17 protein-coding genes and 1 riboswitch are annotated in these 19,333 nt (G+C 74.4%); of the genes, 11 read left to right on the top strand and 6 right to left on the bottom strand.

The window, feature by feature from the left end; translation table 11 throughout:
- Window positions 1-7 precede the first annotated feature (7 nt).
- The 6 genes from O2W17_RS17820 to O2W17_RS17795 all read left to right on the top strand — a co-directional run bounded on the left by O2W17_RS17820 (window position 8) and on the right by O2W17_RS17795 (window position 7,583).
- Window positions 8-1,774, top strand: a complete 1,767-nt coding sequence (locus tag O2W17_RS17820) for a PIG-L family deacetylase (protein ID WP_269193784.1) — start codon at window positions 8-10, stop codon at window positions 1,772-1,774.
- Window positions 1,775-1,856: 82 nt separating this feature from the next.
- Window positions 1,857-3,029, top strand: coding sequence for a 4-hydroxybenzoate 3-monooxygenase (locus O2W17_RS17815; protein ID WP_269193783.1), 1,173 nt, complete (start codon window positions 1,857-1,859; stop codon window positions 3,027-3,029).
- Between the two features lie 47 nt (window positions 3,030-3,076).
- The gene (locus O2W17_RS17810; RefSeq protein WP_269193782.1) at window positions 3,077-3,319 is read left to right on the top strand and encodes a hypothetical protein; all 243 of its coding nucleotides are present in this window, start codon (window positions 3,077-3,079) and stop codon (window positions 3,317-3,319) included.
- 135 nt (window positions 3,320-3,454) lie between these two features.
- Window positions 3,455-5,086, top strand: a complete 1,632-nt coding sequence (locus O2W17_RS17805) for a carboxylesterase/lipase family protein (protein ID WP_269193781.1) — start codon at window positions 3,455-3,457, stop codon at window positions 5,084-5,086.
- Between the two features lie 163 nt (window positions 5,087-5,249).
- Window positions 5,250-6,425 carry an acyl-CoA dehydrogenase family protein gene (locus O2W17_RS17800; protein WP_269193780.1) on the top strand — a complete coding sequence of 392 codons (1,176 nt, stop codon included), beginning with the start codon at window positions 5,250-5,252 and terminating at the stop codon, window positions 6,423-6,425.
- A 6-nt stretch (window positions 6,426-6,431) separates the two neighbouring features.
- Window positions 6,432-7,583, top strand: a complete 1,152-nt coding sequence (locus O2W17_RS17795; protein WP_269193779.1) for an acyl-CoA dehydrogenase family protein — start codon at window positions 6,432-6,434, stop codon at window positions 7,581-7,583.
- A 69-nt stretch (window positions 7,584-7,652) separates the two neighbouring features.
- On the opposite strand, the gene O2W17_RS17790 is transcribed toward O2W17_RS17795, so the two are convergent.
- Complete coding sequence (locus O2W17_RS17790) at window positions 7,653-8,483, bottom strand: HDOD domain-containing protein (RefSeq protein ID WP_269193778.1); 831 nt, start codon at window positions 8,481-8,483, stop codon at window positions 7,653-7,655.
- The gene (locus O2W17_RS17785; protein ID WP_269193777.1) at window positions 8,480-10,555 is read right to left on the bottom strand and encodes a putative bifunctional diguanylate cyclase/phosphodiesterase; all 2,076 of its coding nucleotides are present in this window, start codon (window positions 10,553-10,555) and stop codon (window positions 8,480-8,482) included. The genes O2W17_RS17790 and O2W17_RS17785 overlap by 4 nt, the downstream gene beginning before the upstream one ends.
- 307 nt (window positions 10,556-10,862) lie before the next feature.
- On the opposite strand from O2W17_RS17785, the gene O2W17_RS17780 reads away from it, so the two are divergent.
- From O2W17_RS17780 to O2W17_RS17760, 5 genes are all read left to right on the top strand, one after another.
- Complete coding sequence (locus tag O2W17_RS17780) at window positions 10,863-12,434, top strand: Re/Si-specific NAD(P)(+) transhydrogenase subunit alpha (protein WP_269193776.1); 1,572 nt, start codon at window positions 10,863-10,865, stop codon at window positions 12,432-12,434.
- Window positions 12,431-13,843 carry a Re/Si-specific NAD(P)(+) transhydrogenase subunit beta gene (pntB, locus tag O2W17_RS17775; RefSeq protein ID WP_269193775.1) on the top strand — a complete coding sequence of 471 codons (1,413 nt, stop codon included), beginning with the start codon at window positions 12,431-12,433 and terminating at the stop codon, window positions 13,841-13,843. The genes O2W17_RS17780 and pntB overlap by 4 nt, the downstream gene beginning before the upstream one ends.
- A 47-nt stretch (window positions 13,844-13,890) precedes the next feature.
- Window positions 13,891-14,241, top strand: a complete 351-nt coding sequence (locus O2W17_RS17770; protein WP_269193774.1) for an STAS domain-containing protein — start codon at window positions 13,891-13,893, stop codon at window positions 14,239-14,241.
- 258 nt (window positions 14,242-14,499) lie between these two features.
- A complete protein-coding gene (locus tag O2W17_RS17765; RefSeq protein WP_269193773.1) occupies window positions 14,500-14,931 on the top strand; it encodes a hypothetical protein in 432 nt (143 codons plus the stop codon).
- A 2-nt stretch (window positions 14,932-14,933) separates the two neighbouring features.
- Window positions 14,934-15,665, top strand: coding sequence for a sulfite exporter TauE/SafE family protein (locus O2W17_RS17760; protein WP_269193772.1), 732 nt, complete (start codon window positions 14,934-14,936; stop codon window positions 15,663-15,665).
- 3 nt (window positions 15,666-15,668) lie between these two features.
- Here the strand turns inward: O2W17_RS17760 and O2W17_RS17755 are convergent, their stop codons facing one another.
- The 4 genes from O2W17_RS17755 to O2W17_RS17740 all read right to left on the bottom strand — a co-directional run bounded on the left by O2W17_RS17755 (window position 15,669) and on the right by O2W17_RS17740 (window position 19,333).
- Window positions 15,669-16,052, bottom strand: a complete 384-nt coding sequence (locus O2W17_RS17755) for a hypothetical protein (protein ID WP_269193771.1) — start codon at window positions 16,050-16,052, stop codon at window positions 15,669-15,671.
- A 225-nt stretch (window positions 16,053-16,277) separates the two neighbouring features.
- A complete protein-coding gene (locus O2W17_RS17750) occupies window positions 16,278-17,135 on the bottom strand; it encodes a transglycosylase SLT domain-containing protein (protein ID WP_269193770.1) in 858 nt (285 codons plus the stop codon).
- Between the two features lie 196 nt (window positions 17,136-17,331).
- A riboswitch (cyclic di-AMP (ydaO/yuaA leader) is annotated at window positions 17,332-17,482 on the bottom strand.
- A 129-nt stretch (window positions 17,483-17,611) separates the two neighbouring features.
- Window positions 17,612-18,268 (bottom strand): class I SAM-dependent methyltransferase, encoded by a 657-nt coding sequence (locus O2W17_RS17745; protein WP_269193769.1) that lies wholly within the window; start codon window positions 18,266-18,268, stop codon window positions 17,612-17,614.
- Between the two features lie 51 nt (window positions 18,269-18,319).
- Window positions 18,320-19,333 carry a GNAT family N-acetyltransferase gene (locus O2W17_RS17740; RefSeq protein ID WP_269193768.1) on the bottom strand — a complete coding sequence of 338 codons (1,014 nt, stop codon included), beginning with the start codon at window positions 19,331-19,333 and terminating at the stop codon, window positions 18,320-18,322.

Raw genomic sequence — 19,333 nt, 5'->3', positions numbered from 1 at the left:
GCGGTCGGTGAGCGCCTCCGTGCTGGCGATCGTCGCGCACCCCGATGACGACCTGCTCTTCCTCAACCCCGACCTCGACGCCGGCATCCACGCCGGCATCCCGACCACCGTCGTCTACGTCAGCGCCGGGGACGCACTGCTCCCTCTCGCCCAAGGGGCGGTCCGCGCCCGCGACCGGCGGCGTGGCATCCAGGACGCCTACCGGATCTCCGGCGGCGTGCGCGACCTCTGGCTGCAGGACGAGTGGGACGGCGAGGTGGTCGAGCTCGGCGGTCGCCGGGTGGAGGAGTTCCGGCTGCGGCAGCGGCCCGGCGTGCGGGTGGTCTTCCTCGGGCTGCCCGACGGCCGGCTGTCCCGGCTCGCCTCCGGTGCGACGCTGACGACGGTCCCCGCCGCCGGTGGGCTCGTCGCCGACGGCCAGCAGTACGACGCCGACGACGTGGTGTCGGTGCTGTGCGGGCTCATGGAGCGCTACCGGCCGACGGTGCTGCACGTCACCGAACTGCTCGCGGACCGCCGGTACGACGTCCCGCAGTCGCACCCGGACCACCGGGCGGCGACCGCGCTCGCCCTCGATGCGGCGCGCCGGTACCGGGCGGTGCAGGACACCTGGCTGCCCTCCGTCCTCGAGCACCGCGACTACGGGGTCGGCCAGCACCCCGTGAACCTCGCGGCCGCCACGCGCGCCCGCAAGCTCGCGCTGTTCGCCGGCGCGTACCAGCCGTGGGACCCGGCCGCGGCGGACGTCTTCGGCGCCACCGACCGCGCCTACAACCGGTCCTCCCGCGGAACCCGCTGGTCGGCGACCGACGGCCGAGGCGCGGTGCGGCTGTTCGCCGTGCGCGACGGCCGGGTCGTGGCCTGGACGGGCCCCGGCTCCTGGCAGGGTCCGGTCGACCTCGGCCCCGACGGCCTCGGCGCCGGGGTCACCACCGTCGTCGCGGCGGAAGGGACCGACGGCGGCATCCACCTCGCCGCCCGCACCGACGACGGCCGGTTGGCCGTGCGGTCCGTCGCCGGCGGCTCGTGGACCGACCTCGGCACGCCGAACCCCGGGCCCGACGCCCGCTACGTCGGGAGCCCCGCCCTCGCGCCGAACGCGGACGGCCGGCTGCAGGTCGTCGTCGTCAACGCCGGCGGCGGCCTGTCGACCCGCGGGCAGGACGCCGACGGCGGCTGGCACCCCTGGCTCGACCTCCGGGGCGCCGACCTGCAGGACCCGTGCGACGCCCTGCTGGACGCCACCGGGCGCATCGAGGTCGTCGCGGCCTCCCGCACGGGGCTCCTCCTGTGGCGGCAGGTCGTGCCCGGCGGCGAGTTCCTGGCCGGCCCGCTGCCCTCCCTGGCGCCGGCAAGCCCCGCCACGTTCGCCGTCAACGCCGACGGGCGACCGGAGGTGCACTATCGGCAGGCGGGGACCGCCGCCGTCGCGACGAGCTGGCAGGACACCGACCTCGCGTGGCGATCGGCCACCGCCCTCGGCGGGCACGGCGGGACCGGGCCGACGGCGAGCGCCACCGTGGACGGCCGGATCACCTGCGTCACCCGGAACGCCGGCGGCGGGATCTCCGTGACCTCGCAGGTGGCCCCCGACAGCCACTACGGCCCGTGGACCGACCTGGGCGGCTTCGTCCCCGACCTCCCCACCGCCGCCGGCACGCCCGACGGCCGGCTGGTCGTGGCGGCGGTCGACGCCGGCGGCGCGCTCGTGCACCGCATCCGCTCGGCCGCCGGCGAGTGGGGGCCGTGGCGGGCCGTCGGCCCCCTCGTCTGAGCGACCGCCTCCCGGCCGATCCCTCCCGCTGGGCGGAAGGCCGTGGTTCCGTCCGCGGGTGCGCGGGGGAACACTTCCCTCCGTGCGCACCCAGGTTGGCATCATCGGCGCCGGCCCCGCCGGCCTCCTCCTCTCCCGGCTGCTGACCATGCGGGGCATCGACAACGTCGTCCTGGAGAACCGGTCCCGCGACTACGTCGAGGCGCGCATCCGGGCCGGCATCCTCGAGCAGCACACCGTCGACACGCTCACCGACGCCGGCCTCGGCGACCGGCTGCACCGCGAGGGGCTCGAGCACTCCGGCATCCACCTGCAGCACCCGGGGACGCGCCACAAGCTGGACTTCCCGGAGCTGTGCGGCCGCACCGTGTGGGTCTACGGCCAGACCGAGGTGACCAAGGACCTCATCGCGGCCCAGCTGGACGGCGGCCCGCCGCTGCTGTTCGACGTCTCCGACGTCCGCCCCGAGGACGTCGACTCCGACTCCCCGCGGATCCGGTTCACCGACGCCGACGGCACCCCCCAGGTGCTCGCGTGCGACGTCATCGCGGGCACCGACGGTTTCCACGGCGTCTCGCGCCCGGTGGTCACGGCCGGCACGTCCGGTCGCACGTGGGAGCGCACGTACCCCTACGCGTGGCTCGGCATCCTCGCCGACGCCGCCCCGGCCACCGACGAGCTGATCTACGCCTGGCACCCCGAGGGCTTCGCGCTGTACTCGATGCGCTCGCCCACGGTGTCCCGGCTCTACCTGCAGGTCGACCCCGCCGAGAAGATCGAGGACTGGTCCGACGACCGGATCTGGGACGGTCTGGCCAGGCGCTTCGCCCTGGACGGCTGGGAGATCAGCACCGGCCCCGTCACGGAGAAGTCGATCCTGCCGATGCGCTCGTTCGTCAGCGCGCCGATGCGCCGGGGGCGGCTGTTCCTCGCCGGGGACGCCGCGCACATCGTGCCGCCGACCGGCGCGAAGGGGCTGAACCTCGCCGTCGCCGACGTCACCCTGCTGGCCACGGCGCTGACCCGCCTGCTGCAGGAGAAGCGCACCGATCTGGTCGACGCGTACTCCGACACCGCGCTGCGCCGGGTCTGGCGCTGCACCCACTTCTCCTGGTGGATGACCTCGATGCTGCACACCTCCGGCGACGACTTCGACGCCCAGCTCCAGCTCGCCCAGCTGCAGCGGGTGTGCTCGTCGGAGGCCGCCGCCCGCGACCTGGCGGAGAACTACACCGGGCTGCCCGTCGAGGGCTGAGCGGGCAGCGCTGCATCCGGATCGGTGCCGGGCGGCGAAAGCCGGTCGTGGAGTCCTTCGCGCCGCACCGGGAGACGCACTGGATAGTCCAGCCCCTGCTCGACGCCGGGCTGGCCCTCGACGACATCCGGGTGCTGGTCACCCGGCTGGGCTTCGCGGCCGTCGTCGGTGGGCGGCACGCCGACTGCACCAGCCTGCTCGACCTCGTCGCCGACCGGCCGACCGACGTCCGCGCCGCGTGGGTGGAGACGATCGACCGGATGACCACCCGCCCGCTGCCCGGTTGCTGACCGGTCCGGCGCGGCCCCGCCCGGGCGACGGACAGGAGTGACCCCCGACACACCAGGGTGAGACACGGCGGGCTAGTGTCCCGAGCGCTGTGGTCCAGCTCACCCCGGGCTCGGCCGGCACTCCTTGGAGGTCACGTGCGCACCACTCCCCCACGTCCCGCCCGAAGGTCGTTGCTCGCACTCGGCCTGGGCGCGGTGCTGACCGCCGGCGCCCTCGCCACCGCCGCGCCCGCCGGGGCCGCGCCCGATCCGCGGGACCGCGCCCCGCTGGTCGTCCAGACCGCCGAGGGCGCCGTCGAGGGCACCGCGGCCGACGGCTACCGGCTGTTCGAGGGCATCCCGTACGCCGCGCCGCCGGTCGGCGACCTCCGCTTCGCCCCGCCCGCGCCGGCGCAGCCCTGGGACGGCGTCCTCGACGCGACCACGCCCGACAGCGCCTGCCCGCAGGAGCCCAGCGCCAGCAACCCGGTCACGTCGGTGGTCGAGGACTGCCTCTACCTCAACGTCACGACGCCCTCCGGCCTGGACACCCAGCGCCGTGACCTCCCGGTGATGGTGTGGATCCACGGCGGCTCGTGGCAGACCGGCAGCGGTGACCGGTACGACGCGAGCAAGCTGGCCCTGGAGGGCGACGTCGTGGTGGTGACGATCAACTACCGGCTCGGCGCTCTGGGCTTCATGGCGCAGGAGGACCTCTCCCGCGAGAACGGCGACGTCGCCTCCGGCAGCGCCGGGCTGCTCGACCAGCAGGCCGCGCTGCGCTGGGTGGAGCGCAACATCCGGGCCTTCGGCGGCAACCCCGGGCGGGTGACGATCTTCGGCGAGTCGGCCGGTGGCTCGGCGGTCTGCGCCCAGCTCACCTCGCCGAGCGCGCGGGGCCTGTTCGACCGCGCCATCGCGCAGAGCTACAGCTGCACGGCGCCCTACGACACGCTGGAGACGGCGGAGGCGAAGGGCGCCCGGGTCGCGGAGGCCGTCGGCTGTGCCACGGCGGACGACGTCGCGGCCTGCCTGCGGGAGACACCGGTGCAGCAGCTGCTCGACGCCTGGCCGGGCGGCGCCTTCGTCGTCGGCGGCTCGGCGCTGCCGGTGCAGCCGGCCGAGGCGATCGCCGCCGGGGACCACGCCAGGGTGCCGGTCATGCACGGCAACCTCAGCGACGAGAACACGTTGTTCACGCCCCTGAACCCGACCGTCGCCGGCCTGGCCGCCGACGGCTTCACCGACGCCGACTACGCGGCTGTCCTCGCCGGCGTCTTCGGCGACGACGCCGACGAGGTGCTCGCGCGCTACCCGGCCGGTGCCTACCCGTCGCCGCTGCGCGCCCTGGCCGCCGTCAACAGCGACGCCGGCAGCGCGCTGTCCACCTGCGAGCACGTCGACGCCTACGACACCCTCGCCCGCCCGCCGGTGCCGGCCCCCGTATTCGCCTACCAGTTCCGCGACGAGACGGCCGACCCGCTGGTGGACTTCCCGTACCCGGGCTATCCGGAGGACGCCCAGCACGCCACCGAGCTGCCCTACCTGTTCCCGGGGCTGTTCGGGGACGGGCTGACCGCCGAGCAGGAGCAGCTGTCGACGGCGATGGTCCGCTACTGGACCAACTTCGCCGCCCACGGCAACCCCAACGGCCGTGACGTCCCGACCTGGACCCGCTACCGCGCCTCGAAGGACGTCCAGGGCCTGGACATCGCCTCGGACGGCGGGATCGGCCCGGTCGACGTCGCCGCCGAGGCCGACTGCGCGTTCTGGTCGACGCTGGACTGAGCGACCGGTCCTGGGACGGGCCCCGGGCAGCACTGCTGCCCGGGGCCCGTTCGCGTGGGCGGCACGCCGCCCCCGGGTGCCGCATCTACCGGCCGGTAGCTCATGTGGGATCGTCGGGGGTACTACGTCGAGACGGCGCTGCCGCCGTCAGGAATGAGGATCGATGCGGTTGCAGCTGTCCCCGGAGCTCGAGGCCTTCCGGGAGGAGATGCGGACCTTCTTCACCACCCAGGTGCCGCAGGAGATCCGCGACAAGGTCGCGGCCCACCGGCACGTGTCCAAGGAGGAGTACGTCGAGGCCCAGCGCGCGCTCAACGCCGCCGGCCTCGCCGTGCCGCACTGGCCGGTGGAGTGGGGCGGCCGGGACTGGACGCCGCTGCAGCGCCACATCTGGCGCGAGGAGATGCAGCTGGCCAGCGTCCCCGAGCCGCTGGCGTTCAACACCAGCATGATCGGCCCGGTGCTCGCGGCCTTCGGCAACCAGGAGCAGAAGGAGCGCTTCCTGGCCAAGACGGCGAACCTGGACATCTGGTGGTGCCAGGGCTTCTCCGAGCCCGACGCCGGCTCCGACCTCGCCTCGCTGCGCACCACCGCCGTGCGCGACGGCGACGACTGGGTGGTCAACGGCCAGAAGACCTGGACCACCCTCGGTCAGCACGCCGACTGGATCTTCTGCCTGGTCCGCACCGACCCGACCGCGGAGAAGAAGCAGCGCGGCATCTCGATGCTGGTCTTCCCGATGGACACCCCCGGCGTCACGCTGCGCCCCATCGAGCTCATCGACGGCGGGTTCGAGGTCAACGAGGTCTTCTTCGAGGACGTCCGCGTCCCCGCCGAGAACCTGATCGGCGAGGAGAACCGCGGCTGGGACTACGCGAAGTTCCTGCTCGGCAACGAGCGCGTCGGCATCGCCCGCGTCGGCGCCACCAAGAAGATGCTGGCCCAGGCCAAGGACTACGCCCGCGAGATCACCGTCGACGGGCGCCCGCTGCTCGAGGACCCGTTCATGGCGACCCGCATCGCCGAGGTGGAGAACGAGCTGGTCGCGCTGGAGCTGACCGCCCTGCGCGTGGTCGCCAACTCCGCCGACGGCAAGCCGCACCCCGCGTCCTCGGTCCTCAAGCTCAAGGGCTCGGAGCTGCAGCAGGCCGCCACCGAGCTGCTGGTCGACATCGCCGGCCCGCTCTCGGTCGCGTCCTTCGCGGAGGAGGGCTCCGACGTGCCCGACTGGGCGCGCGTCGCGACGCCGCACTACCTGAACTACCGGAAGGTCTCCATCTACGGAGGCTCCAACGAAGTTCAGCGCACCATCATCGCCGGCACGATCCTGGGGCTGTGATCTGACGTGGACTTCACCTTCGACAGCGAGCAGAACGACCTCCGGGAGGCCGTCCGCGGCCTGCTGGAGCGCGCCTACTCCGACAGCGAGGCGCGCCGCAAGGCCGCCGCGAACGAGCCGGGCTTCGACGAGAAGACCTGGTCCCGGCTGGCCGAGATGGGCCTGCTGGGCCTGCCCTTCGCCGAGGAGCACGGCGGCATGGGCGCCGGACCGATCGAGGTGGCGATCGTCGCCGAGGAGATCGGCCGGGTCATCGCCCCCGAGCCGTTCATCGAGGCGGTCGTGCTGGCCGGTGGGCTGATCGCCGCCGTCGGCACCGACGAGCAGAAGGCGCAGCTGCTGGCCGCGATCGCCGAGGGCACCAGCGTGCCCGCGTTCGCGCACGCCGAGATCGGCACCCGGTGGAGCGCGTCGGCGTCGGCGGTCACCGCCACGCAGACCGGCGACGGCTGGACCCTGACCGGTGTCAAGGAGCCGGTGCCCACGGGCGCCCGCGCCGACGTCCTGGTGGTCTCGGCCGTCGTCGACAGCGGCGGCACCGGGCTGTTCGTCGTCCAGGGCGACGCGGCGGGGCTGACCCGCACCGGCTACCGCACGCACGACGGCACCCGCGCGGCCAACGTCCGCTTCGACGGCACCCCGGCGACCCTCCTCGGCACCGGCGGCGACCAGACGGCGGCCGTCGAACGCGCGCTGGCCGAGGCGCGCATCGCCTACAGCCACGAGGCGATCGGCGCGATAGACACCGCACTGCGGACCACCGCCGAGTACCTGAAGACCCGCAAGCAGTTCGGGGTCACCCTCAACAAGTTCCAGGCGCTCACCTTCCGCGCCGCGGACATGTACGTGTCCCTGGAGCTGGCCCGCAGCACCGCGCTGTGGGCGTCGATGGTGCAGGACGCCGGCGGCGACGTCCTCTCCGCCGCCGACCGGACCCGGCTGCAGACCAGCCGCGCCGGCCGGCACGTCGGCAAGGAGGCCATCCAGCTGCACGGTGGCATCGGCGTGACCGCGGAGTACTCCGTGGGGCACTACGTCAGCCGGCTCACCGCGATCGACCACCTGCTGGGCGACGGCGACTTCGCCGCGGCCCGGCTCGCCCGCACCGTGGGCGACCGGCCGACCGTCGACCCGCTGGGTGCCCCCTACGCGGGCTGACCGCGGCACCACGCACGACGGAGCCCCGTCCCCCTCCACAGGGGGGCGGGGCTCCGCTGCGTTCCGCGGTCAGTCGCCCAGCATCGCCCGGCGCAGCTCGTCGGCGTCGGCCCGCACCGCGTCCAGCACCGGCACCAGGTCGTCCTCGCGCAGCCGGCCGCAGGTGAGCCGCACGATCGGCACCGGGTCGTGGTCCGCGACGGTCAGCCGGGCGGCGACCTCGAAGGCCCCGCGCAGCAGGCCCCCTTCGAGCGAGGTGAGGTCGTCGATCTGGTCGAGCCGGCCGGTCATCGTGTGCGGGAAGCCCCACTGCTCCAGCGCCACCGCGGTCAGCCGCACGCTGTTGAGGCCGTAGCGACGCAGCTCGGCGGAGCGCCGGGCGGTGGCGTCCCGGTGCTCGGCGACCAGCTCGCCGTAGCCCTCCGGGTCGTCGTGGTGCAGCAGCGCCGCGCCCAGCTGGGCCAGCAACCCGACGCAGAGCGCGTCCTGCGGCCGCTCGCCGAAGCGGGGGGCCAGCGTGGCGGAGGCCAGCGCCAGGCTGGTCGTCATGTCCCAGAAGTTCTCCGGCAGCCGCGACTCGTCGTCGAGCTCGGTCAGGGCGACGGTCGCCATCGTGCGCACGGTGGTGAAGCCGACGACGGTGACGGCGAACTGCAGCGAGGTGACCCGGCCGCGCATGCCGAAGTAGGCGGAGTTGGCCAGCTTCATGACCCGGCCGGCCAGGGCGACGTCGGAGGCGAGGATCCGCGACAGCGCCTTGGCGCTGGTGTCGTCGGAGTTGGCCACCGAGACGATCTGCGCCGCGACCGGGCGCTGGGCGGCCATCGTGTCGATGCTCGCCAGCACCCTCTCGAGGTCGAAGACCGGTCCTTCGCGGGCCGGCAGCGGGGTCACGGTCATCGGGTGCGCTCTCCGGAGGAGGCGAACCAGGCAGCGGTCTGCTCCCCGGTCATGGGTTCGCTCAGGCCGAAGCCCTGCAGGTAGGTGGCCCCCAGCCGGACGAGCTCGGCGGCCTGCTCGGGGGTCTCGACGCCCTCGGCGACGGTGCTCAGGTCCAGGCTGCGGGCCAGCGCGATGACGGCGGAGGCGATCTCGGCGTGGCCGTGCGCCAGCTCCGCGACGAACGACCGGTCCACCTTCAGGCAGTTCACCGGCAGGTGCCGCAGGTAGGCCAGCGAGGAGTAGCCGGTGCCGAAGTCGTCGATGGCGAGCTCGACGCCGAGGTCGCGCAGCTGGTGCAGGACCTCCCGGGCCGACTCGGGGTCCTTCATGAGCGCGGACTCGGTGATCTCGATGGAGATCCGCGACGCGTCCAGCCCGTGCCGGGCGAGGGCGTCGGCGACCTGCGGGGGCAGGTTGGCGTCGAGCTGCAGCGCCGAGACGTTGACGTTGGCCCGCGGCGGCGCGGCCGATCCCATCCGGGACATCCACTCGGCCAGCTGGCGGCAGGTCTCGTCGAGCACCAGCAGCCCGAGGCCGGCGATGAGCCCGCTCTCCTCGGCCAGGGGGATGAAGACCGCGGGGCTGATGACGCCCCGCTCGGGGTGCATCCAGCGGGCCAGCGACTCCACGGCGACCGGCCGGCCGGTCCTGGTGCTGAAGATCGGCTGGTAGAGCAGCGTGATGCCCCGCCGCTCGACGGCGCCCCGCAGGTCGGCCACCAGGCGCAGCTTGTCGCGGGCGTCCTCGCGGGCCCGCTGGTCCAGGACCGTGATCCGCCCCTTGCCGCCGGCCTTGGCCTGGTACATCGCGATGTCGCAGTCGCGGATCAGCTCCTCGGCGCTGGCGTGCTCCGCGGTCTGCACGGTGACGCCGACGCTCGCGTGGGGGCGCACGTCCACCCCACCGAGCCGCACCGGCTGCGCCAGCTCGGCGCAGATCCGCTCCGCGAGCGCCACCGCCGCGGCCTGGTCGACGTCCTCGCAGACCACGACGAACTCGTCGCCGCCGAACCGGGCGACGAGGTCCCCCGGGCGCACGGCCGACCGCAACCGGCCGGCCACCTCGGTGAGCAGCTCGTCGCCGGAGGTGTGCCCCAGCGAGTCGTTGACGACCTTGAAGTCGTCCAGGTCCAGGAACAGGCAGGCGAGGGCGCCGTCGCCGGGGGTGAACCGCCCGGCGACGTACTCGGCCAGCAGCGTCCGGTTGGGCAGCCCGGTGAGCGGGTCGTGGTTGGCCTGGTGGGCCAGCTGCGCCTCGAAGGCCAGCCGGTCGGTGATGTCCTCGATCGTGCCGACGAAGCCGGCTCCCACGCCGGGGGTGAACAGGTGGGCGAACCGGATGATCGTGGTGCGCACCGTGCCGTCGTCGCGGAGCAGGCGGGCCTGGGTCTCGACCTCCTCGCCGCCAAGCGCGGCCGACACCTGCTCGATGACGGCGTCCAGGTCGTCCTCGTGCACCGTCCCGATCCAACCGGTGCCGAGCAGCTGCTCGGCCCGGCGCCCGACGAGGGTGCAGAAGGCGTCGTTGACGTGCGCCAGCCGCATGCCCTGCTCGGAGAGCAGCGTCGGCACCGGGGAGCGCTCGGTGAGGGTGGAGAAGCGGCGTTCGTGCGCGTCCGCGGTGGCCCGCAGGGCACGCTCCTGCTCGTTGGTCGTCGACAGGATGCGGATCGTCCACATCCGGCCGCCGGGCGACGGCGTCGTCGTGACCAGCGCCTCGACGGTGGCGCCGCTGGCCGTGCGCACCGGAAGCGTCATCCGGGCCGTCCGCTCGCGGCGCAGCAGCAGCTTCAGCTCCCCGCCGCGGAGGCTCGGGAAGAGGTGTTCGAGGGGCAGGGCGCGCAGGTCGTCCAGGCCGTAGCCCAGCAGGTCCACGGCTCCCGCGTTGCCCCAGTTCAGGCGAAGCCGGCCGGCCACCGTCTCGGCGACCACCAGCGCGAGGTTGTCGTTGACCGTGGCGCTGTAGAAGACCGAGGCGACGATCTCCGGTGGGACCCGGTCGTCGTCGGCGTCGGCGATGATGACGGACACGGTCCTCCCCTCGGTTCGAGCAGGCGCCGAGATCCGGGCCCGCCACGATGTCCTTCGGCCGGGAGGCGGTGCTCTCTGCAACCGGGCGGCGGCCCCGCACCCCGTTGGGGGGAGGGTCTCCGGCACCGGGCCGTCACCCGTGTCCCCCGCCCGTTCGGCGCACGTGCTGTGCCTCACATCGCCGGGGCGACGTCCCGCGACCGTGCGTCAGCAGGCAAGATCCCTCCGAGTCCACCGAGCACCGCGAACGACCCCGCCACTGGCGGACAGGCGACGAGGCCTGCCCACCGAGGAATGGAGCGCCACGATGCAGATCGGAGTGCCGCGCGAGACGCGGCCACGCGAGACGCGGGTCGCCGCGACACCGGCGACGGTGACGCAGCTGATAGCGCTGGGCTACGACGTCGTGGTCGAGACCGGCGCCGGCGCGGCCAGCAGCTTCCCCGACGACGCCTACGCCGCGGCGGGAGCGCGCGCCGGCACGGCCGAGGAGGCGTGGGGCGCCGAGGTGGTGCTGCGGGTCAACGCCCCGGCGCCGGCGGAGATCGGCCGGCTGGCCGATGGCGCGACGCTGATCAGCCTGCTCTCCCCCGCGCTGAACCCGGAGCTGGTGGAGTCGCTGGCCGCCCGGCCGATCACGGTCCTGGCCATGGACGCGGTGCCGCGGATCTCACGGGCGCAGTCGATGGACGTGCTCTCCTCGATGGCCAACATCGCCGGGTACCGGGCGGTGATCGAGGCGGCGAACGTCTTCGGCCGGTTCTTCACCGGCCAGGTGACCGCGGCGGGGAAGGTCCCCCCGGCGAAGGTGCTCGTCGCCGGCGCGGGCGTGGCCGGGCTGGCCGCGATCGGTGCGGCCTCGAGCCTGGGGGCGATCGTGCGGTCCACGGACGTGCGGCCGGAGGTCGCCGAGCAGGTGCGGTCGCTCGGCGGTGAGTACGTGGCGGTGCCGGACGCCGCGGAGACCCAGGTGAGTTCCGACGGCTACGCGCGGGAGATGGGTGAGGACTTCAACCGGCGGGCGGCCCAGATGTACGCCGAGCAGGCCCGCGACGTCGACATCATCATCACCACCGCGCTCATCCCCGGCCGCCCCGCGCCCCGGCTGATCACCGAGGAGATGGTCGCCTCGATGAAGTCGGGCAGCGTGATCGTGGACATGGCCGCCGCGCAGGGCGGCAACGTCGCCGGCTCGGTGGCCGACGAGGTCGTGGTCACCCCCAACGGCGTCTCCATCATCGGCTACACCGATCTGCCGGCCCGCCTGCCGGCCCAGGCCTCCCAGCTCTACGGCACCAACCTGGTCAACCTGCTCAAGCTGCTGACCCCCGGCAAGGACGGCCGGCTGGTCCTCGACTTCGACGACGTCGTGCAGCGGACGATCACCGTCGTGCGCGCGGGCGAGAAGACCTGGCCGCCACCGCCGGTCCAGGTCTCGGCCGCACCGGCCCCGCCACCGGTCCCGGCCGGTGCCACCGCGGGCGCGCCGAGCGTGCCCGCGAGGACGCCGGCGCCCGGGCGGCGGTTCGCGCTGGTCGGCCTGGCCGCCGCGCTGCTGTTCGGGCTGACGGCCTTCTCGCCGAACGAGCTGGTGCAGCACTTCACCGTGTTCGCGCTCGCCGTGGTGGTCGGCTTCTACGTCATCAGCGGTGTGCACCACGCGCTGCACACCCCGCTGATGAGCGTCACAAACGCGATCTCCGGGATCATCGTCGTCGGCGCCCTGCTGCAACTGGGCAGCGACGACGGCGTGGTCATCGCACTCGCCTTTCTCGCGACGCTGGTGGCCAGCATCAACGTCTTCGGCGGCTTTGCCGTCACCCGCCGCATGCTGGGCATGTTCTCGCGCGGCCCGAGCACGAAGGTCGCCGCCCGATGACCGCCACCGGTGCTGCGTCCGCGGCCTACATCGTCGCCGCCCTGCTGTTCATCCTCAGCCTGGCCGGCCTGTCGAAGCACGAGACCGCCAAGGCCGGCAACTCCTACGGGATCGCCGGCATGGCCATCGCGCTGGTCGCCACGATCGGCCTGGCCATCGACCACGGCCTCTCCGGCACGGGCGCGATCCTGATGGTCGTCGCCGTCGTCATCGGCGCCGCGATCGGCCTGTGGCGCGCGGCCGAGGTCGAGATGACCGGCATGCCCGAGCTCATCGCGCTCCTGCACAGCTTCGTCGGCCTCGCCGCCGTGCTCGTCGGCTGGAACGGCTACCTGACGGTCGAGGCCGACCCGGAGGGCCAGACCGAGGTCTCCGCCGACCTGCTGGGCATCCACTCCGGCGAGGTCGCGATCGGCGTCTTCATCGGCGCGGTGACCTTCACCGGCTCGATCGTGGCGTTCCTGAAGCTCTCGGCCCGGATCAAGAGCAACCCGTTGATGCTGCCGGGCAAGAACTGGCTGAACCTCGGCGCTCTGGCCGCCTTCGTGGCGCTGACCGTCGTGTTCGTGGTCGAGCCGAACCTGCCGGTGCTGGCGGTGCTCACCGTGATCGCGCTGGCCCTGGGCTGGCACCTGGTCGCATCGATCGGCGGCGGCGACATGCCCGTCGTTGTCTCGATGCTCAACAGCTACTCGGGCTGGGCCGCGGCCGCGGCGGGCTTCCTGCTCGGCAACGACCTGCTGATCATCACCGGTGCGCTGGTCGGCGCCTCGGGTGCCTACCTCTCCTACATCATGTGCAAGGCGATGAACCGGTCGTTCCTCTCGGTCATCGCCGGGGGGTTCGGCAACGAGGGCAGCGTCGGCTCCTCCGACGTCGACTACGGCGAGCACACCGAGATCACCGCCGACGACACGGCGGACCTGCTGCGCGACGCGACGTCCGTCGTCATCACGCCGGGCTACGGCATGGCCGTCGCGCAGGCCCAGAGCGCCGTGGCCGAACTGACCCGCAAGCTCACCGAGCGCGGCGTCGAGGTGCGCTTCGGCATCCACCCGGTCGCCGGGCGGCTGCCGGGCCACATGAACGTGCTGCTCGCCGAGGCGAAGGTGCCCTACGACGTCGTCCTGGAGATGGACGAGATCAACGACGATCTGCGCTCCACCTCCGTCGTCCTGGTCATCGGGGCCAACGACACGGTGAACCCGTCCGCCTCCGAGGACCCGGCGAGCCCGATCGCCGGCATGCCGGTGCTGCGGGTCTGGGAGGCCGAGCGCGTCGTGGTGTTCAAGCGCTCCATGAACACCGGCTACGCCGGCGTCCAGAACCCGCTGTTCTTCCGCGACAACAGCCGGATGCTCTTCGGCGATGCGCGGGAGCGCGTGGAGGACATCCTCAAGGCCCTGTGAGGGACGACGCCCTGGCCAGCCCGACCGATCGCCATTACTGTGAGCGCATGCTCGTTCACGGTCAGCTCGACGACGCCGCCGCGCCGCCGCCTGCGTTCCAGGCCGTCGTCGACGGGCCCCGGGTGGCGCTGAGCGGGGACGTCGACGCGGTCGGCGCCGAGCGGCTGGGCCGGGTGCTGGCCGCCTCCCCGGTGGACGGCGGCGTCTGCACCCTCGACCTCTCCGGGCTCCGCTTCGCCGACGTCGCGGGCTGCCGGGCGATCGCCCGCTGGGCGCGCAGCCGCACCGCGCACGGGATCCGCGTCGAGCTGCGGAACGCCCCGCCCCTCATGGAGCGCGCCTGGCACCTGCTGGCGCTCGACGAGTGGGTGACGGTCTCGTTCACCGGGGCCCGCTGACCTGCTGACCTCGCCGTCGTCCCTGGGCGACGACGACCATGCTCTCCGCTGCGACTTCGCGCGTCACACCTCTCCTCCCCGCCAGGCCCCCGAGCGCGCGAGGGGTGCCGGCGGTTCCGGGTGGGCACCCTCGGCGGCACGGTCGCCAGGACTGCCGGCGGTTCCGGGGGCCCAGATCCAGCGGTCGAAGCGACGGCCTCTGCGTCGCCCCGGGCGCGCCGGGTTGCGCTGCACGTCTCGGTCGCCCACGGTTTCCCGGTGGATCCCTTCCGCGGTCTCGGCATCCCCCGCATCCCCGGGTTCAGCGAGCTGCTCGCCCTGCTGCAGACGCAGACCGAGGCGCTGGCGCAGCTGCCCCGGACCCTCTCCGACCTCAACGCCACCGTCCGCGAGCTGACCGCGGCGACCACGTCGGCGCGGGACACGATCGCCTCCGCGCAGCGGATCGCCGAGCGGCTGGAGGACCTGGTCGAGGACCTGGAGGAGCCGGTGCGGGCGTTGCGCCCCGGCCTCGAGCGGGTCGGCCGGGTGCTCGACGACCCGGCCGTGGACACCGTGCCCGACACCCTGCGCCGCATCCACGACGACCTGATGCCGTTGATCCACGGCCTCCGGCAGGCGCAGGACCGGGTGGGGTCGGTGACCGGCCTGCTGCGCCGTCGTCCCGCGGCGGAGGACGACGGCCACTGAGCGTGGAGGCGGCCCCCGAGCCTCTCGCCCTGCTCGTCTGCGGCGTGGCGGTGCTGGTGGCATCGATCGTGCAGACGGCGACCGGCATGGGCTTCGGCCTGCTCGCCGGACCGCTGGTGCTGCTCGTCCAGCCCGCACTCGTACCCGGGCCGCTACTGGTCGGCACGCTCGCCTCCCTGCTGCCGGTGCTGTGGCGGGAGCGGGCCGCGCTGGAGTTCGCCGCCATGCGCGGGGCGATGCTGGCCTCGGTCCCCGGCGTCGTCGCCGGTCTGGGGCTCGTGCAGGTGATCGACGGACGAGTGTTGGGCATAACGGTCGGCGTCGTGGTGCTGGCCGCCTGCGGGGCGGCGCTCGCCGGGATCCGGCTGCCGGGCGGGCGAGGCGCGCTGACCGTCGCCGGCTTCACCTCGGGCGCGTTGTCGACGGTCGCGGCGACGCCGGGGCCGCCGCTGGTGCTCACCTACCGGGCGCCCACACCGGCCGCCCAGCGAGCCAACCTGTCGCTGTTCTTCGTCGGGACGACGGTGCTCTCCCTCGCCGTGCTGGTGGCCGGCGGCGAGCTCTCGGGCACCGGCCTGGGCTCCGGTGCGGTCCTGGTGCCGTTCGTGCTGCTCGGCTACGCCGCCGCCGGCCCGCTGCGGCGGCGGCTGGCCCTGCCGGCCATGCGCCGCGCGGCGCTGGTCCTGTGCGTGGTCTCCGGCGCGGCGCTGCTGGTCAGGTCGCTGGCCGGCTGACCGTCAGCCCTCGGGAGGCGGCTCCCGGCGGACGAAGTCGCCGACGGCCTCCTCCAGCCGAGCCCAGCTGGAGCTCCACTCGACCAGCGGGTCGAGGATCTTCTCGAGGACGGCGAGCTGCTGGTCGAAGGCCTGCAGCTGGGCGCTCATCGCCGCGATCGACTGCCGCTGGGCCTTGACGACGTCGGCGATGGCGCGCACCTGCGCCGCCGACATAGCCCCCGGCGGGCTGGGCAGGGCCGGCAGCGACAGCCTGCCGGGAACGGCGCCGGCCAGGTTGCGCGCGCGGTCGCTGAACCCGCGCAGCTGGTGCACGAACTCGTCGATCGACCGGCCCACGATCCCGCTCTGCGCGGCGGCTCGCCGGCTGTCCTCGCCCTCGGTCATCGCTCCCCCTCCGGCCGTGGTCCTGACCCGACCTTAGGGAGGGCGCGCCGTCGGTGCCCGGTCAGGCGGGAGCGGGCTCGCCGGAGCCGGCCGCGGAGCTCGCCGACGGGCGCGACCGCCCGGGCGACCGACCGGGGCCGGGCCCGGAGACGGCGAGGTCGCCGACCCCTGCGGGATCGGCGACCTCGTCCTCCTGCTGCGCTGCAGCTCCCGCTGCGAGCCGGCTCAGTACCAGCCGGTCGACTGGGAGTGCGCCCACGCGGCGCACGGCGTGCCGTAGCGGTTCTGGATGTAGATCAGCCCCGCGTCGATCTGCCGGTAGCCGTCGGAGGTCTTGGCGATGCCCGTCCCGGCCCAGGTCGAGTCGAGGAACTGCGCGATGCCGTAGGCGGTGCTGCTCGGGTTCTGCGCGTTGGGGTTCCAGCCGCTCTCCTTGCCCCACAAGCTCTCCAGGCAGCTGAACTGGCCGGCGCCCACCTTGCCCATCGCGTACTCCTTGAACGACCCGGCCGGCGCGGCGGGCGCCGGGGCCGGGGCCGCCGGCGCGGCCGGCGCGGTAGCGGCCGGGGCGCTGGTGCTGCGACGGGGGGCGGCGGCCGCGGCCTGCGCCTCGGCGGCACGGGCGGCCTCCACGCGGGCGGCCTCGGCACGCGCGGCCTCGGCGCGGGCGGCCTCCTCGGCGGCGCGCCGGGCGGCCTCCTCCGCCGCCAGGCGAGCGGCCTCCTCCGCGGCCCGGCGGTCGAGCTCGGCCTGCTCGGCGGCGGCCCGGGCCTCGGCGGCCGCGGTCTGCTCGGCGGCCCGCTCGCTGCGGCTCGCCGCGAGCGGGGCCAGGGAGTCGACAGCGGACTCGACGGCGTCGGCCGGCGGCGCCTCGGCGGGGATGCCCAGCTGCGCGGCGACGCTGACCGACGCCAGCTGCGGCTTGGCATGGGCCTCCGGCTCGTTGGTGACGACGACGTTGACGACCAGTGCGCCGGCGGCGGCGACGGCCAGCAGCAGCGCCGGGCGGCGGACGGCACCGGCGGGACGGCGCCCGGCCTTCGGCCGGAGAGCGCGGGTGATCGAGGTGGCGCGAAGGTTCATGGGGAGGAACTGCTCCAGGGGCAGGGCACAGCGGGCCCGCCGTTCGCGGCGGACAGCTGCAGGGGGGTGGTCGAGTGGCAGCGGGTGTCGGGCAGGGCGCCCGGGCGCTCAGCGCGGGGAAGGCGCGCGCGAGGCTCCGTACCGGCTCCGGTTCCGTGCAAGGTGGGCCCGCAGGCTCGCCATGCGGCGGCTCTCCGTTTCTTCCGTCGTGCCGCCTACCGAGTTAGCTGACGGATTCGGGCGTGGAAGTCGCCCTACCCGCGCCGCGACGTACGCGGCGCGCGATTCACCCCGGTGCTGCGGTGGGTCCCCGGCTCCCCCGCGGCGCGATGCTGCGGAGAACTCGGCGGCGCCCGGCGGACCTCCCCGGATGGGGAGTGAACGACCGGCCGGGCGGAGCCACGGTAACCAGCGTTATCCGTTCGTGACAATCCCCCCGGGGGAACTTCCTGTGTGCGGGTCGTCTCGCGGACAGCTCAGGGCAGCCGCCAGACGGTCGTCCGGCGCACCGCCGCGGGGAGGGTGGGCGACGGCTCGGTGTCGGGGACGTCGTACACCGCCAGCGCGGTCAGCCGGTCCTCGGGGAGGTAGACGCGGCCGGGGTCGCCGATCAGAACTTCGGCCCCGCGGGCGCGGGCGGCCTCGAGGAAGGGCAGCACCCGATCGGTCATCTCGCGGTCGTAGCAGACGTCGCCGGCCAGGATCACCGCCACGTCCGGCGGCCCCTCCCCCAGCACGTGGCCCACGGGGGTGATCCCCGGCGTCCCGTTCCGCTCGGCGTTCACCGCGACTGCGGTCAGCGCGAACGGGTCGACGTCGCTGGCGAGCACGGAGCTCGCCCCGGCGCGCACCGCCGCCACGGCGACCAGCCCGCTGCCGGCACCCAGGTCGAGCACGGTGCGCCCGGCCACGAGGGCGGGGTGGTCCAGCACGTAGCGGGCGAGGGCCTGACCGCCCGGCCAGGCCGCCGCCCAGAACGGCGGCTCGGTGGAGGTGCGCCCCTGCTCGGTCTCCATCGCCTCCCAGAGGGCGACGACGTCGGCGGCGACCAGCAGCTCGACCTCGGGCACCAGCTCGGGCCGCACCGGGCGGGTGTGGGCGCGGACGAACTCCGGGGGAACGGGACGGTCCACCCGGGCAGTCAACCGCACCGGCGGTGCGCCGGTGCGGGCGACCGGGGGACCTCAGAGCCGCGCCGACCAGGACGACAGCCGGCCGGCGGGCCGGAACCCGAACGCCTCGTTGACCGCCACCATCGGGGTGTTGCTCTCGGCGTTGTACGTGCTGATCCGGCGCACCTCGGGGAACCGCTCGGCCACCTCCCGCAGCACGGCCGCCTTGACCCGGGCGCCGAGCCGGTGACCGCGGTGCTCGCGGAGCACCAGCGTCCCGCCCTGGGAAGCGCGCGCCGGCTGGGCGAGCGGGATCTGCAGGTCGGTGAACGCGACCAGCCGGCCGTCCCGGGTCACCGCACCGGCGGAGAGGACCGTGCGGCCCCGGGCGACGTGCGACCGCTCGTACTCGCGGATCCGCCCGCCGTCCCACTCCTCCTCCTCGACCGGCAGGTCGCCGTGCGGGGCGTCGGTCGTCATCCGCCGCTCCAGCAGCGCCCGGTCGTCGAGCAGCGCGTCCGGCGTCCGGTCCTGCCAGGTGCGGACGTCGTACCCGGCGCCCGCCCGCGCGGCCTCGGCCTCCAGCGCCGACAGCCGGTCCTCGTCGGGTGGCAGCACGAGGTCCCGCCGCGTCTCGACCAGGTCGCAGGCCCAGCCGTGCGCTGCCGCGAAGGCGCGCCCCGGCGACCCGGGCCCCGGCTCGTCGACCTCCGCGATCAGCACGGTGCGGCCACGCTCCGCGGCGAGCGCCCGCCCCGACGCCAGCAGCGCGCTGCCCAGCCCCCGGCGACGGGCGTCGGGGTGCACCGCGACGTCGACGATCGCGACGGTCGGATTGTCCTTGCGCGGGAGCAGCACGCGGAGCGCGCCGACGACGGCACCGTCGACCACGGCCGCCCGGTGGACGCCGTCCCGGGAGCCCCCGGGGGCCACCAGCTCGCGGCCGAGCGCGAGGTGTTCCTGCGCCGGGCGCGACGGGTCCTCCGGACGGTCGGCCCGCTCGGACGCCGCCCACACCTCGCACCACGGCGCGAACAGGCCGTCCTCGGGACCGAGATCGACGATGCGGGAGGTCGGAGCGCTCAC

Origin of the sequence: Blastococcus sp. VKM Ac-2987 (assembly GCF_026967805.1) — a bacterium.
Classification (GTDB): Bacteria; Actinomycetota; Actinomycetes; order Mycobacteriales; family Geodermatophilaceae; genus Blastococcus.
Note: the sequence above shows the minus strand (reverse complement) of the source record. Positions and strands in the feature narration are given on the sequence as shown.